A 13,678-nucleotide genomic window follows, 5' to 3' on the forward strand; every position below is an offset into this window, starting at 1 on the left:
CGACGCAAGCCGACGGCCCACCGGCAACCGGTGGGCCGTCGTGCGTGGTCGCCCTGGTGCGAGCCCTCCCGGGGTTCGCTCAGCTCAGCTCGCTGCGGAGCACGGTCGCGCCGTCGGGACCCTGAACCACCAGGCCCGTGACGGCCTCGCGGAGGATGGCGGCGTTCATCCGGCAGATCACCGGCTCCTCGGCGCCGAGGAACGAGCCGGCCTCGACCGGCTGCCCGTCCTGGTCGAGGAACGCGACCTGGTACACGCCACCGGGGGCGACGTCGGTGACGGTCATCACGAGCTCGGTCCCCCAGGTGTGGTTGATCAGATCCGCCTCGACCACCTCGATGTCCTCGATGACCGTGAAGGAGATGGCTTCCAGGGGCGGCTCGGCCGGAGCGGGTGCGCTCAGCCGGCCAGCGCCGAACACCACCACGATCGCCGCGGCTGCAGCGGCGGTCGCCGCAAGCCTCCGCCAGCCTTGGCGGCGCTCGTATCGGCGGATGGTCGCCATCACCCGCTCCTCCGCACCAGCCGGGGGTTGAGGCGGCTCCTGGCCGATCATCGCGGGATCGGCGAGCGGAAGCGCGGCGGCAGCCTCTTCGGTCTGGCGGAGCAGGATCTCGACGAGTTCGGAGTTCTCGACGGCAAGTCGGACGCGGGCTTCATCGGCAGGGTCGAGCTTGCCCAAGGCGTACAGGCCGAGCAGATCGACCACCTCGCGGACGTCCTGGGACAGGAACGGCGGCTCCTCCGAGGGGGGTGGCACGTCGTTCACTCCCGCCACCCCATCTCCTCGAGCGCGAGGCGCAGGGCGCGCAGCCCGTAGAAGACCCGACTACGAACCGTACCGACCGGCAGGCTGAGTTCGTCGGCAACTGCCTTCGCGGGTCGGTCCCGGTAGTAGACCTCGACCAGTGCCTCCCGGTGGGCGGGAGACAGTCGAGCCAGGGCCTCCTCGACCTGGAAGGACCGGAGCACCGAATCGGCGTGGTCCTCGATGGATTCGGCCCGGTCGGTCAGGTCCACGATCTGGTCGCGCACGGAGCGTCGGCGGAGGGTGTCGATGATGACGTTGCGAGCGATGGAGAAGAGCCAGGTCCGCAGCGAGGCGAGGTTCGGGTCGAAGCGGTCTCTGGCCCTCCAGGCGCGGAGGAAGGTCTCCTGCACCACCTCCTCGGCCACTCCCACATCGCTCAGCTGACGATACGCCAGCCGGTACAGCTCTGCGCCGTGGGCTGCCACAGCCTGCCGCAGGTCCTTGGAGGAGGACATGACCGGTTTTCCGGCCGGGCGCGGCCGAGCCGGTGGATCCGGTGCCGATTGATCCGCGCGTGCAGCGTCGGCGGTTTCCTCAGCTCTCGAGGCTGCCGGCCCGTGGATGGCATGCAGGGTCCAGGCGTGTTTGGACGTGACCACGAGGGGCGAGCTCCGTTCCTGTCGACTCCCGGCAGGCAGCGCGCTGGTCGCGCGGGTGCACCACTGGGTTCGGTGCACGGGGCCACCCGGATTGCCGAAGGTTCCCCCCGTCAGAGCGACGGGTATTCAGTGGCGTCAGGCATCGGGCCGCCGCGCGGCCGGACTGGCGGGCACACTACGGCGTCGTGGCGGACCAACCCTCACCCTTCAACCTCGCGAACGCGTTCACGTTCCTGCGGGTGCTGCTGGTCCCCGTCATCGGCTACCTGCTCTTCGTCAGCGCTGCCGACGATCCCGGCACGACATCGTCGGCCCGCTGGTGGGCCTTCGGGATCTTCGTCTTCGCCGCCCTCACCGACTCGATCGACGGCTGGCTGGCCCGCCGGCTCGTCGGCGTCACCGACTGGGGGAAGCTGGCCGACCCTCTGGCCGACAAGCTGCTCATCATCGGGTCACTGGCGATCCTGGCCTTCTTCCGCGAGCTGCCCTGGTGGGCGGTCGTGGTCATCGTCCTGCGCGAGGTGGCGGTGACGGTCCAGCGCACGCAGCTCCTCCGCAATCACGGCGTGGTGGTGGCCGCCTCGATCTGGGGGAAGGTCAAGACGGTCACGCAGGTCGTCGCCGTGACGCTGTACCTGTATCCCGACGTGCCTGCGATCGCCCGGCAGACCTCGCTCGCCATCGCCGTGCTGGCGACCATCGTCAGCGGCGCCGAGTACTTCCGCCGCGTCCGTCGGCTGCAGGCCAACCTGCCCTCCGCCACGGCGTGACGCCACGTCCAGCCGACCACCCTGCCGATCAACCAGCCGAAAGCCGTCCCCTGTGAGAGCCCACATCATCGCCATCGGCAACGAGTTGCTGCTCGGCGACAACACCGACACCAACTCCGCCTGGATCTCCCGACGGCTCGCCGAGATCGGGATCGAGGTCGTCCGGCACACCTCGGTCAGCGACGGGATCGACGACATGCGCGAGGTGATCAGTTCGGCGGTTGCGTCAGCGGACGTGGTGCTGACCACCGGCGGGCTGGGCCCGACCCAGGACGACCTGACGAAGGTGGCCCTGGCCCAGGTCGGGGGTGTGTCGTCGCACCTCGATGAGGCGATGGCCGACGAGATCGCCGCCTACTTCGCCTCGCGTGGCTACGAGATGACCGCCAACAACCTGCAGCAGGCTGAGCTGCCGGAGGGTGCCTGGTGGCTGACCCGTGTCGGCACCGCGCCCGGTGTGGGGATGGAGGTCGGGGAGGCGGTGGTCTTCTGCATGCCCGGCGTGCCTCGTGAGATGAAGGAGATGATGGATCAGGACGTCATCCCGGACCTGGTCAGGCGGGCCGACGCGGCCGTCACCGTCACCCGCATCGTGCGGACCAGCGGCATCGGAGAGGCGACGGTCGCCGCCACGCTGGCCGACCTGGCGGAGGAGATCGAGCGGGACGGCCAGGTGACGCTGGCCTTCCTGGCCTCGCGGGGGGAGACCCGGGTCAAGCTCACGGCCACGGCCGGGACCCGTGAGGCAGCCTCGGCCATGGTGGTCCCGCTGGCGGATCGGGCGGCTGGCCTGCTCGGGGAGGCCGCCATCGGCTTCGACGACGAGGGCGTGGAGTTCGACATCGGTCGACGGCTGGTCGCGGCCGAGATGACGGTCGCCGTGGCCGAGTCGATGACCGGCGGGGGAGTTGGGACCCGTCTGGTCACCGTCCCCGGTGCCTCGAATTGGTTCCGGGGCGGGCTGATCACCTACGCCACGGCGACGAAGGTGTCCCTGGCCGGGCTGGACGGTGCGCGCGTGGAGCGGGAGGGGCCGGTGTCGGAGTGGACCGCTCGGTCCCTCGCCGCGGCCGCGGCCGATCGTCTCGGTGCCGACCTCGGGTTGTCGATCGTCGGTGTCGCCGGTCCTGACCCGCAGGGCGGCCAGCCGGTTGGGACCATCTGGATCGGGACGGCCGGGCCGGATGGCCTCGCCCGGGCCAAGGCGATCACCGTCCCGGGTCGGGGGCGCACCGATGTCCAGGAGTTCGGGGTGGCGGTTGCACTGAACGCGCTGCACCGATTCGTGCGGCGGTTGACCGCCGGCTGACGCACCGGCTGACGCCCGGAGGTCGAGGAGATGTCACAGGGGACCAGTATCGTCATGTGCCACGACGAACTACAGTGATGTGACTACACTTCTGGAAGGCGATCATTGATGGCACTGGGAACCCTCACCGCACCGTCTCGACCGGAGCGGTTGCCGGTTGGCTCCGATGGGCAGCTCAGCGCGCTGGAGGAGCAGCTCCGCTGGTGCCGGCGCGCACTCCAGGCCGCGATGCAGGACACCTCGAACGCGATGCGCAGCGAGCAGCTCAGCGATCGGGAGCGGTGGTCCCACGTCCGAGGTCTCCGGACACTGGCCTGGAAGGTGGTGCGGGAGGTCTTGCCGCTCACGGAGCGAATCCCCACAGGACTTCGTGGCAGCACGGCCCACACCGAGTGCCTGCGCGTGGCACACGCGCTGCGTCGTGACGCCGAGGCGGCGCTGGCCACCAACACCAACTTCACGGTCGACCTGCTGAACGGGCACACCCTCCCCGGTCGGACCTGGTGAACCCATCGACGGTACGACATCGGTTGCTCGCCATTCGAACAATTGTTCGATAGGCTGTTGACGACCGACGCTCGTCCACAGGCGGACGCTCCGCCGAGGGCCTGATGTCACACCCCGCTCGTACTGTCCCTCACACGCGTTCATCCGGCTAGACCAGACCCACACACCAGCCACACACCAGGAGACACCGGCAATGGCAGCATCAGATCGTGAGAAGGCGCTCGACGTCGCACTCGGGGCCATCGAGAAGCAGTTCGGCAAGGGCGCGATCATGCGCATGGGAGAGGGCGTGACCCAGAAGGTCGCCACCATCCCCACCGGCGCGATCGGCCTGGACGTGGCCCTGGGGATCGGCGGCTTCCCGCGCGGCCGCGTGTGCGAGATATACGGTCCGGAGAGCTCGGGGAAGACGACCGTCGCGCTCCACGCCATCGCCGAGGCACAGAAGCAGGGTGGCATCGCCGCCTTCGTGGACGCCGAGCACGCCTTGGACCCGGTCTACGCGGCGGCGCTCGGCGTGGACGTGGATGCCCTGTTGGTCTCCCAGCCGGACACCGGTGAGCAGGCGCTCGAGATCACCGACACCCTCGTGCGGTCGGGCGCCATCGACCTGTTGGTCGTCGACTCGGTTGCTGCGCTCACGCCCCGTGCCGAGATCGAGGGGGAGATGGGCGACACCCACGTCGGTCTTCAGGCTCGTCTGATGAGCCAGGCGCTCCGGAAGCTGGCGGGGCACCTCAGCAAGTCCCGCACCTGCTGCATCTTCATCAACCAGCTGCGCGAGAAGATCGGGGTTATGTTCGGTTCACCTGAGACCACCCCGGGTGGTCGGGCGCTGAAGTTCTACTCCTCCGTGCGGATGGACATCCGCCGGATCGAATCGCTCAAGGACGGGCAGGAGTTCGTCGGCAACCGCGTGCGCGTGAAGGTCGTGAAGAACAAGCTCGCTCCGCCCTTCCGCAAGGCCGAGTTCGACATCATGTTCGGGGAGGGCATCTCCAAGGAGGGGTCGCTGCTGGACATGGGCGTCGAGCACGGGCTGATCCGGAAGGCCGGTGCCTGGTACACCTACGACGGCGAGCAGCTGGGGCAGGGACGGGAGAACGCCCGCAGCTTCCTCCGCGAGCACGCCGACGTCGCCGACGAGATCTACAAGAAGACCACCGAGCTGCTCGGCATGGTCCAGACGGATGTCACCGGCGACGACGCGCTCGCCGCGCAGGACGAGGAGTAGGTCGGCCGGCGCCGCTGGATGCCGATGGGCGACGTCGACTTGGACGAGCTCCGCGCGCTGGTCGCGGGGGCCGGGACCGCGGAGCAGGCCCGGGAGGGCCAAGAGGGCGAGGAGCAGCAGTCCGATCTGCCTGAGGGCGGCTCGAAGGCGCTGTCCTTCCTCATCCGATCAGCATCCCGTCGGCCGCTGACCACCGCAGAGGCTCGGGACAAGCTCATCGGGCGTGACCACCCCGCCGAGGTCGCCGATGCGGTCGTCCGGCGGGCTATTGCCATGAAGGTCCTGGACGACCACGCATTCGCGCAGGCCTGGGTGAACGATCGGGGGGTGAACCGCGGGTACGGTCGTCGCCGCCTCGAGCGAGAGCTGCGCAAGCGCAAGCTCGACGACGCGGTGATCGACCAGGCCCTCGCGCTGCTCGACGAGGTGGATGAGACCGCGCAGGCCACCGAGCTCGCCCGGAAGCGGGCGCAGGGCATGCCGGCCACCCTCGAGCCGGCCAAGGTGGCGAACCGGCTGGTGGGCTACCTGGTGAGACGGGGTTTCGCCAGCGACATCGCTCACCAGGTCGCCCGGCGGGTGACCGCCATGGACCGCGACTGGGACTGAAGCGCTCCAACCGGCCCAGAGCGTCGCGGCCCGGGGTGGGGCCAAGCGGTCAGGGGTGTGGTCGTGGCGCTGCTCGGTCGTGGTGGGTGCACTTCTCGCTCCTCAGAGGTGGGCAGTCCACCCACTGGTGTTGGGCCCCGGCTGTGCAGGGCGTATCCTGCGACAACGCCTCACCCGCTCGAGAAGGACTCCCGAACGTGACTGTCTTCCAGGTCTGGATGCTCATCGGACTGCCTGCGCTGGCGCTGGCTGCCGCCATGTTCATCCGCCGTTCCTCGTGGCGCGCCTACGTCGGCTACGCCGCGCTCCTGCTCGGGTTTGCCGGCGTCGCGGTCTACGACCGGATGAGCGCCGGCGTCTTCGGCGGGCTGGCTGCGTTGTTCTTCGCCGCCGGTCGCGGCGGCAGCATGGAGCGGATCGATCTCCGCGAGAACGAGGAGGGTGTCCCAGACGCCTCCCTCACCCCCGCCCGTCGGAGCGGCAACGCCTGAGGCCACCTACCGTCTAGTCCATGTCCCAGCGCACCTACTTCATCAAGACCTTCGGGTGCCAGATGAACGAACACGACTCCGAGCGGGCCGCCGGGGTCCTCGAGATGATGGGGTACCGCAAGGCCGCCGATGCCGACTCGGCCGGGCTGGTGCTGTTCAACACCTGCGCCATCCGCGAGAACGCCGATAACAAGCTGTACGGCCAGCTCAGCCAACTGAAGCCGCTGAAGCTGGCCGACCCGTCCAAGACCATCGTCGTCGGGGGCTGCTTGGCCCAGAAGGACCAGGACGTCCTGGCCGCCAAGGCCCCTTACGTCGACGTCGTCTACGGCACGCACAACATGGGTCGTCTGCCGCAACTGCTGGCGCAGGCCGACTCGGCGTCCCTCCCGGTGATCGAGATCCTCGAGCACACCGAGATGTTCCCCTCCGCCCTGCCGGCGCGACGGGACGTCCCCCATCACGCCTGGGTCTCCATCTCCATCGGCTGTGACAACACCTGCGCCTTCTGCATCGTCCCCGCCCTTCGCGGTCCTGAGAAGTCCCGCAAGATGGGCGACATCGTGGCCGAGGTCCGTGCGCTCGTGGCCGACGGCGTCATTGAGGTCACCCTCCTCGGCCAGAACGTCAACAGCTACGGCCGCGACCTGGTCCGCGACGGGCTGGTGCCCAGCGTTGAGGGCCAGCGCCGCAACCGCACGCTGTTCGCCGAGTTGCTGCACCTGCTGGGGGAGATCGACGGGCTCCAGCGCGTGCGCTTCACCTCGCCCCACCCGAAGGACTTCACGACCGACGTCTTCGAGGCGATGCGTGACATCCCCAACGTCTGCGAGCAGCTCCACCTGCCGCTGCAGTCCGGGAGCGACCGGATCCTCAAGCTGATGCAGCGCAGCTATCGGTCACGCCGCTTCCTCGACCTCGTCGTCGAGGCCCGCGAGACCATCCCCGGCCTGGCCATCTCCACCGACATCATCGTCGGCTTCCCGGGGGAGACCGAGGACGACTTCGAGGGCACCCTGACCGTCACGGAGCAGGCGGCGTTCGACTCGGCCTTCACGTTCAAGTACTCCAAGCGTCCGGGAACCAGCGCCGTCGACCTGGACGGGCACATCGACACCACGACCATGGATGAGCGGTTCATGCGCCTCTCGACGGTGACCAACCGCCTGAGCGCGCAGTCGCACCAGCGGCAGGCGGGCACCGTCCAGGAGGTGCTCTTCGAGGGGCCGTCCAAGACCGACCCGTCGCGCATCAGCGGTCGGACCCGCCAGAACCGCCTGGTCCACGTCGACGCGACCTCGGTGACCGTGCCGGCAACGATGCACGCGGTGGAGATCACACGGGCGGCGGATCACTACCTGCTGGGACGGGTCACCGACCAGCCGGCCGGCCCGGCCGTGCCCACCCCGGTTGTCCAGCCCGTCGCGGGCTGAGCCGCGCACAAGACGCCATGATCGGCCCGGTCGTCGTGGTGCCGTCAACGCCATTGGCCCTCCCCGGCCACCCCGGACGCACGCACCCCGAGATCGAGACACTCCGGGGGCAGATCGCGCGGGCGGTGGCTGAGTTGGCCGGCCAGACGCACGTCCTGGTCGTGGCCGGGGGACCGGCCGGGTCAGGAACCCGACTCAGGATGCCGGCTGGCCTCGATGAGGAGGAGGGCCGGCTTCGCCGCGCGTACGGCCTCATCACCAGGGTCACCCGAACCGGGGACACCTCACCAGGACGGGGCACGCAGCAGGGCGGAGTTCCCGATGACGGGGTCATCCGGGATCTGACGACCGCCGTACGCAGTGAGTTGGGCCCCGGTGAGCTGACCAGCCAGTCAGCCGAGGTGAACGATGTCGGTTGGGTCGATGCCCAGGTCCTGGCCGCCCACGCGGCGACAGCCGCTCCCGACGCGGTGACCGTGCTCCTCAGCGTCGCCAGCGACGTCCCCTGGCCGGTCGCAGCGCGGCTGGGTCGGGTCATCGGCAGCCTCCGGACGGCCGGTCAGCTGTCGGTCATGGTCGCCGGCGATCTCTCCGCCGGTCACGGTCCCAAGCCGCCTCGGCCCGGCGCCGACACCACACTGGACGAGCACGTGGTGGCCGCGCTCGACGGGGGCCGTCCTGAGCGGCTCCTCACCCTGGATCCCGAGCAAGCAGCCGCGAGCCACGCCCGCGCAGTCGGCGCGCTGCGCGTCCTGGGAGCGACGCTCTGCACCCCAACCGGCACGGCCTCGATGGGCACCGTCGTGCGCTGGAGCGGGGCCCCGCTGGGTGTCGGCTACGTGGTCGCCGTCGGACGCTGACGGTCCCGCCGCGCTCCCCGCCATGGTTCTGACCGCACTCATCGGGCCCACCGGCTCCGGCAAGTCGCAACTCGCGATGCAGGCTGCCCGGGCCACCGGGGCAGCCATCGTCGCGATCGATGCCTTCACGGTCTACCGGGGGATGGACGTCGGCACCGCCAAACCCACGCGCGAGGAGCAGGCTGCGGTCGACCACCACATGATCGATCTGCTCGGGGTGGAGGAGGAGTGCACCGTCCAGTGGTTCCAGCAGCGGGCGCGTGCCGTCATCGCCGACCTCCGCGAGCAGGAACGGCCGGTCCTGCTCGTCGGCGGCTCGGGGCTGTACTTCCGTGCTGTCGTCGACCCTCTGGAGTTCCCGCCCACCGATCCCGACACGCGAGCGCGAATTCAGGTCGAGGTGGAGGCCGACGTCCTCGGCGGGCATGCCCGACTGCAGGCCATCGACCCGGCTGCCGCAGACCGGATGGACCCCTCCAACAGTCGGCGCATCATCCGGGCGCTCGAGGTCATCGAGTTGACCGGTCGGCCCTTCTCCTCATACCGGACGGCGTGGGACGATCACACCTCGATCTATCGCGACCTGACCGTCCTCGGCACTGCAGTCGGCCCGGACCAGTTGCGCGACCGCATCGCCGCCCGCACACAGCGAATGCTGGACCGGGGTTGGGTCGAGGAGTGTCGCAGCCTGATCGGTCGCGACCTCTCGAGCACGGCTGCCCAGGCCATCGGCTACGCCGAGCTCATGGCGTGGTTGGCCACCGATGAGCAGCTGCCCCTTGCCCCGGTGGCCGAGCGCATCGCCATCCGCACCCGCCAGTTCGCACGCCGGCAGCGACGATGGTTCGCAGCAGACCCACGAGTACAGTGGCTCGACCCCTCCGAGAGGCCCCACAACGTGATCACGGCGCTCAAGCGATAGGACTCCTCCACCGTGACCCTCCCCACAGCAGGCCTGCCGTTCGTCAAGGTGCACGGCGCCGGAAACGACTTCGTCCTCATCCCCGATCTCCAGGATCAGGTCACGCTAGATGCCGCACTGACCGCCGCGCTGTGCGATCGGCGGTTCGGGCTCGGGGGCGATGGGGTGATCCGCCTCGGCGCTCCCCGCGAGGGCGTGGACGCCGAGGTGTTCATGGACTACCGCAACGCCGATGGCTCTCTGGCGGAGATGTGCGGAAATGGGGTTCGCACCGTCGCCAAGTACGTCGCCGACCGACGGGTCCATCAGGCCCAGTCGGATCGGGACGCCGACCGCAGCAAGGGCACCCGGACCGACATGGTCCGGATCGACACCCGTGCCGGCGTCAAGCAGGTCGAGTGCACCCTCGGGCCGGATGGCCTCGTCCACACCTGCCGGGTTGACATGGGCCCGCCCGTGATCGAGGACCTGCGTCGGATCATCACCCTCGACACCGGTCCCGTCACGGTCACCACCCTCTCGATGGGCAACCCCCACGCCGTCGTCGTCACCGACGATGTCGACGACGCTCCCGTGGAGGCAGTCGGTCCCGGGCTGCAGGCCCACCCGGCGTTTCCTGAGGGTGTGAACGTCGAGTTCATCGCCCCACGCGCGGGTGGTGGGATCTGCGGCCGTATCGTCGAACGTGGCGTCGGTGAGACGCTGGCGAGCGGGACCGGCGCCTCGGCCATGGGGGTTGCCGCTGCGCTGACCGGCCTCTCCGACCGCACGGTCGACGTGCATCTCCGCGGCGGCGTGCTGACCGTCGAGTGGACCGCTGCCACCCTCTACGTCACCGGTCCCGCCGTCGAGGTCGGGAGTGGCACGGTGGACGGGCAGTGGCTCGACCAGGTCACCCGCGGCGAGGGTGGCCGGGCGGGCGCAGCCAACCATCCGGAGCGTGCGTCGGCCATGTCGACGTCGTGAACGAGCACCACGGACCGGACGGAGCGAGCGACCTCGATGAGGATGCCTCGTTGGTGCTCACGCGCGCCCAACGCCGCCGCAGTGAGGCCGAGCGCATCGAGGAGGGCGCCCCGCAGGAGGGCGTCGACATCTTCCGACCGGTCGACAACGCGGTGCTCGTCGCCTTGGCGCTGCCCGGCACCTCCAGCCACGAGGTCGAGGCCTCCATGGACGAGATGGAGCAGCTGCTCGAGACAGCCGGTGGCGCCACGGTCGGACGAATCGTCCAGCGGCGTCATGCCCCTGACGTCGCCACCTTCATCGGGCGCGGGAAGGTCAGTGAGCTCAAGGATCTGGTGCAGGCCCTGGACGCCGACGCGGCTGTCTTCGACGACGACCTCTCACCCGCGCAGCAACGCAACCTGGAGGAGAAGCTCGGCGTCAAGGTCCTCGACCGGACCATCGTTATCCTGGACATCTTCGCCCAGCACGCGTCCTCCTCCGAGGGCACCGCCCAGGTGGAGTTGGCCCAGCTCACCTACCTGCTGCCGCGCCTCCGCGGCTGGGGTGCGGCTTTGTCCCGTCAGGCCGGCGGCATCGGCAGCCGTGGTCCGGGGGAGAGCCAGCTCGAGGTCGACCGTCGCAAGCTGAACCGCCGGATCACGAAGCTGCGGCGCGACCTGAAGGACTTCGCCAAGGTGCGCCAGACCAAGTCGAAGTGGCGGCGTCAGAACCAGGTGCCGACGGTTGCGCTCGTCGGCTACACCAACGCCGGCAAGTCCACGCTGATGAACGCCATGACCGACGCGGGCGTGCTGGTCGCTGACCAGCTGTTCGCCACCTTGGACACGACGGCTCGGCAGCTGGAGCTCCCGGACTCCCGGCAGGTGGTCCTGACCGACACGGTTGGCTTCGTGCGCAAGCTGCCGACTGCGCTGGTCGAGTCGTTCAAGTCCACGCTCGAGGACACCCTCCAGGCCGACCTGCTCCTCCACGTCGTCGACGCCGCCCACCCGGAGGCGCAGGCGCACGTGATGGCGGTCGATGACGTCCTGGCCGAGATCGGGGCCGGTGAGCTGCTGCGGCTGATCGTGCTGAACAAGGCCGACCTGGCCGACCCGGACGACCTGCACGACCTCGCCTCGGCCGTGGAGAGCCGCGCAATGCCGGGCGGCGTGATCGTGGTGTCGGCAGCGACCGGTGAGGGTGTGGACGAGTTGATCGACCTGGTCGCCGACCGGGTGCCGCCTCGCCGCCGCATCGTCGAGGGGCTGGTGCCCTACGCCAGCGCCGACGTCGTTGCGGGGGCGTACGAGGGTGGCGAGGTCCTGAAGCGGGAGGACCGGCAGGAGGGGACCTGGGTCTCGGTCTCGATCACGCGCCGCAACGCCCAGGACCTGCTGCGCTTCGCCGACGTCGACCCGTGGGCTGACGAGGAGGCGTAGGCCCGCCCACTAGAGCTTGCGCAGGACCGCCACCACCTTGCCCATGATCGCCCCCTGCGCGTCGGGCGGGACCGGGATCGGGTCGTAGCTCTCGTTCGCCGGGTCCAGCCACACCTCGCCCGCCTTCGTCCGCCGGAAGAACTTCACCGTCGCCTCGTCCTCGATCAGGGCGGCGCACATCTCACCCTGCTCGACCGTCGGCTGCTGCCGGACGACCACCGTGTCGCCGGGCATGACCCCAGCGTCGATCATCGACTCACCACGGACGGTGAGGGCGAAGATCGTCCCGCTGCCGACGAAGGACTCGGGCAGGACCAGGTGCTCATCGATCTGCTGGTCGGCCAGGATCGGCCCACCGGCCGCGATCTCACCGACGACGGGGACCGTGCGCGTGGGCGAGGTGTCAGGGGCGTCCTCGTCGAACTCGGCCAGGACTTCGATGGCACGCGGCCGGGAGGGGTCTCGGCGGATGTAGCCGAGGTCCTCCAGCGTCTTCATCTGGGAGTGGACGCTGGAGGGGGAGCGGAGCCCGACGGCGTCGCCGATCTCCCGGACGCTGGGCGGGTAGCCGCGCTCGGCGACGGTGGACTGGATCATGTACAGGATGCGCTGCTGCCGCAGGCTGAGGGGCTTGGCCATGGGGCTCTCCAATCGGGATGTCACACCCCCTCCCTACCGTCTGGAGGGTGACCGGTGTGACCTCGATACCAGGTGTTGACATCGAACAGATGTTCGCTTACCGTGGCTATCAAGAGAACACGTGTTCGGTCTAGAAGTCAAGCATACGGCCCCAAACCGAGCGCATCAGGAGATGAGTCATGTCAGCCATCAGCGTTCCTTCCCCCGCTGTCTCGACCGCCGCTGCCGCCCGAGTCCGATACCGCGTCCGCTGGGACCGGATTGCCGGACTGGTGATTGCCGGCCTGATCGCGGCCATCGTCATGATGGGCCTGGGTGCGCAACCCTCGCAGGCCGACGCCGTTCCGCCGGCGCCCATCCACGTCGTCGTCCAGCCGACGCACACGCTGTGGGACCTGGCCACGACACACGCACCACCGGGAATGGCCACGATGGAGTACGCCGCGGTCGTGGCGGAGCTCAACGGCGTGCGCGCCGGGCAGTTGGTTCCCGGCTCCCTCCTGGTGCTGCCACAGGACCTGTGACGCAGCTCACTCGGCGTTGGTCTCCTCGTCCATGCGCCGCAGTTCGCGCGCGAAGTCGTCGGCTGAGGTGAAGACCTTGTGGACGCTGGCGAACCGCATGTAGGCGACGGGATGCAGGGAACGCAGCGCCTCCAGGACGTGTCCGCCGATGACGTCGGTGCCGATCTCGGTGCTCCCCATGGCCCGCAGGTGGGCCTCCACACGGGCGGCGGCGTACCGGACGTCCTCGGGCTCGATGTCCAGGTTGGCCGTCGCCTTGCTCATGCCGCTGTGCAGCCGGTCAGGGTCGAAGGGCTGGATGGAGCCCGAGCGCTTCCTCACCGCCAGTGGCGCGTGATCGACTCGCTCATAGGTGGAGAAGCGCTGCTGGCACGCCGTGCACTCGCGTCGCCGACGGATGCTGCGGCCGTCATCGGCCGGTCGCGAGTCGACGACCTTGTCGCGGTCGGCCGCGCAGTAGGGGCATCGCATCCTTTTTCTTTTTCCTCTCGTCCGGGCGATGTCGTCCACGGGCCTGTCCACAACACAGCCGGCAGATCCACACCTGTCCACAGGTTGTCCACAGTGTGGATTCACGCCG

The 13,678-nt window shown here is 69.4% G+C and carries 16 protein-coding genes; 12 read left to right on the top strand and 4 right to left on the bottom strand.

Annotated features, from left to right (window positions below; genetic code table 11):
* Nucleotides 1-79 precede the first annotated feature (79 nt).
* Both C1746_RS16850 and C1746_RS16855 read right to left on the bottom strand, forming a co-directional pair.
* Nucleotides 80-760: a hypothetical protein gene (locus C1746_RS16850; RefSeq protein ID WP_162867877.1), complete on the bottom strand. Its 681-nt coding sequence runs from the start codon at nucleotides 758-760 to the stop codon at nucleotides 80-82.
* A 5-nt stretch (nucleotides 761-765) separates the two neighbouring features.
* Nucleotides 766-1,266, bottom strand: coding sequence for a sigma-70 family RNA polymerase sigma factor (locus C1746_RS16855; RefSeq protein ID WP_116715932.1), 501 nt, complete (start codon nucleotides 1,264-1,266; stop codon nucleotides 766-768).
* A gap of 329 nt (nucleotides 1,267-1,595) precedes the next feature.
* Between C1746_RS16855 and pgsA the strand changes: the two genes are divergently transcribed.
* The 11 genes from pgsA (at nucleotide 1,596) to hflX (ending at nucleotide 11,935) form a co-directional block, all read left to right on the top strand.
* Nucleotides 1,596-2,180, top strand: coding sequence for a CDP-diacylglycerol--glycerol-3-phosphate 3-phosphatidyltransferase (gene pgsA, locus C1746_RS16860; RefSeq protein WP_116715933.1), 585 nt, complete (start codon nucleotides 1,596-1,598; stop codon nucleotides 2,178-2,180).
* Between the two features lie 52 nt (nucleotides 2,181-2,232).
* On the top strand, nucleotides 2,233-3,489 hold the full coding sequence (locus tag C1746_RS16865) for a CinA family nicotinamide mononucleotide deamidase-related protein (RefSeq protein ID WP_162867878.1): 1,257 nt from the start codon (nucleotides 2,233-2,235) through the stop codon (nucleotides 3,487-3,489).
* 108 nt (nucleotides 3,490-3,597) lie between these two features.
* Complete coding sequence (locus C1746_RS16870; protein ID WP_116715935.1) at nucleotides 3,598-3,996, top strand: hypothetical protein; 399 nt, start codon at nucleotides 3,598-3,600, stop codon at nucleotides 3,994-3,996.
* A gap of 193 nt (nucleotides 3,997-4,189) precedes the next feature.
* Nucleotides 4,190-5,230, top strand: coding sequence for a recombinase RecA (recA, locus tag C1746_RS16875; RefSeq protein ID WP_116715936.1), 1,041 nt, complete (start codon nucleotides 4,190-4,192; stop codon nucleotides 5,228-5,230).
* Between the two features lie 24 nt (nucleotides 5,231-5,254).
* Entirely contained in the window at nucleotides 5,255-5,839 is a 585-nt protein-coding gene (locus tag C1746_RS16880) for a regulatory protein RecX (RefSeq protein WP_116715937.1), read from the top strand.
* Between the two features lie 197 nt (nucleotides 5,840-6,036).
* Nucleotides 6,037-6,330, top strand: a complete 294-nt coding sequence (locus tag C1746_RS16885) for a hypothetical protein (RefSeq protein WP_116715938.1) — start codon at nucleotides 6,037-6,039, stop codon at nucleotides 6,328-6,330.
* A 20-nt stretch (nucleotides 6,331-6,350) separates the two neighbouring features.
* Nucleotides 6,351-7,763 (top strand): tRNA (N6-isopentenyl adenosine(37)-C2)-methylthiotransferase MiaB, encoded by a 1,413-nt coding sequence (gene miaB / locus C1746_RS16890; RefSeq protein ID WP_116715939.1) that lies wholly within the window; start codon nucleotides 6,351-6,353, stop codon nucleotides 7,761-7,763.
* A 17-nt stretch (nucleotides 7,764-7,780) separates the two neighbouring features.
* The gene (locus C1746_RS16895; RefSeq protein ID WP_116715940.1) at nucleotides 7,781-8,623 is read left to right on the top strand and encodes a class III extradiol ring-cleavage dioxygenase family protein; all 843 of its coding nucleotides are present in this window, start codon (nucleotides 7,781-7,783) and stop codon (nucleotides 8,621-8,623) included.
* Nucleotides 8,624-8,645: 22 nt separating this feature from the next.
* Nucleotides 8,646-9,545, top strand: coding sequence for a tRNA (adenosine(37)-N6)-dimethylallyltransferase MiaA (gene miaA, locus C1746_RS16900; protein WP_116715941.1), 900 nt, complete (start codon nucleotides 8,646-8,648; stop codon nucleotides 9,543-9,545).
* Between the two features lie 12 nt (nucleotides 9,546-9,557).
* Nucleotides 9,558-10,511: a diaminopimelate epimerase gene (gene dapF, locus C1746_RS16905; protein ID WP_116715942.1), complete on the top strand. Its 954-nt coding sequence runs from the start codon at nucleotides 9,558-9,560 to the stop codon at nucleotides 10,509-10,511.
* Nucleotides 10,508-11,935 carry a GTPase HflX gene (hflX, locus tag C1746_RS16910; protein WP_162867879.1) on the top strand — a complete coding sequence of 476 codons (1,428 nt, stop codon included), beginning with the start codon at nucleotides 10,508-10,510 and terminating at the stop codon, nucleotides 11,933-11,935. The genes dapF and hflX overlap by 4 nt, the downstream gene beginning before the upstream one ends.
* Nucleotides 11,936-11,944: 9 nt before the next feature.
* Here the strand turns inward: hflX and lexA are convergent, their stop codons facing one another.
* Entirely contained in the window at nucleotides 11,945-12,574 is a 630-nt protein-coding gene (gene lexA / locus C1746_RS16915) for a transcriptional repressor LexA (protein ID WP_116715944.1), read from the bottom strand.
* A 179-nt stretch (nucleotides 12,575-12,753) separates the two neighbouring features.
* On the opposite strand from lexA, the gene C1746_RS16920 reads away from it, so the two are divergent.
* Nucleotides 12,754-13,098, top strand: coding sequence for a hypothetical protein (locus C1746_RS16920; protein ID WP_116715945.1), 345 nt, complete (start codon nucleotides 12,754-12,756; stop codon nucleotides 13,096-13,098).
* Between the two features lie 6 nt (nucleotides 13,099-13,104).
* Here C1746_RS16920 and nrdR read toward each other — a convergent pair whose 3' ends face one another.
* Complete coding sequence (gene nrdR / locus C1746_RS16925) at nucleotides 13,105-13,569, bottom strand: transcriptional regulator NrdR (protein ID WP_116715946.1); 465 nt, start codon at nucleotides 13,567-13,569, stop codon at nucleotides 13,105-13,107.
* Between the last annotated feature and the right edge of the window lie 109 nt (nucleotides 13,570-13,678).

The sequence above is a fragment of the Euzebya tangerina genome (genome assembly GCF_003074135.1).
In the GTDB taxonomy this organism is placed as follows: Bacteria; Actinomycetota; Nitriliruptoria; order Euzebyales; family Euzebyaceae; genus Euzebya; species Euzebya tangerina.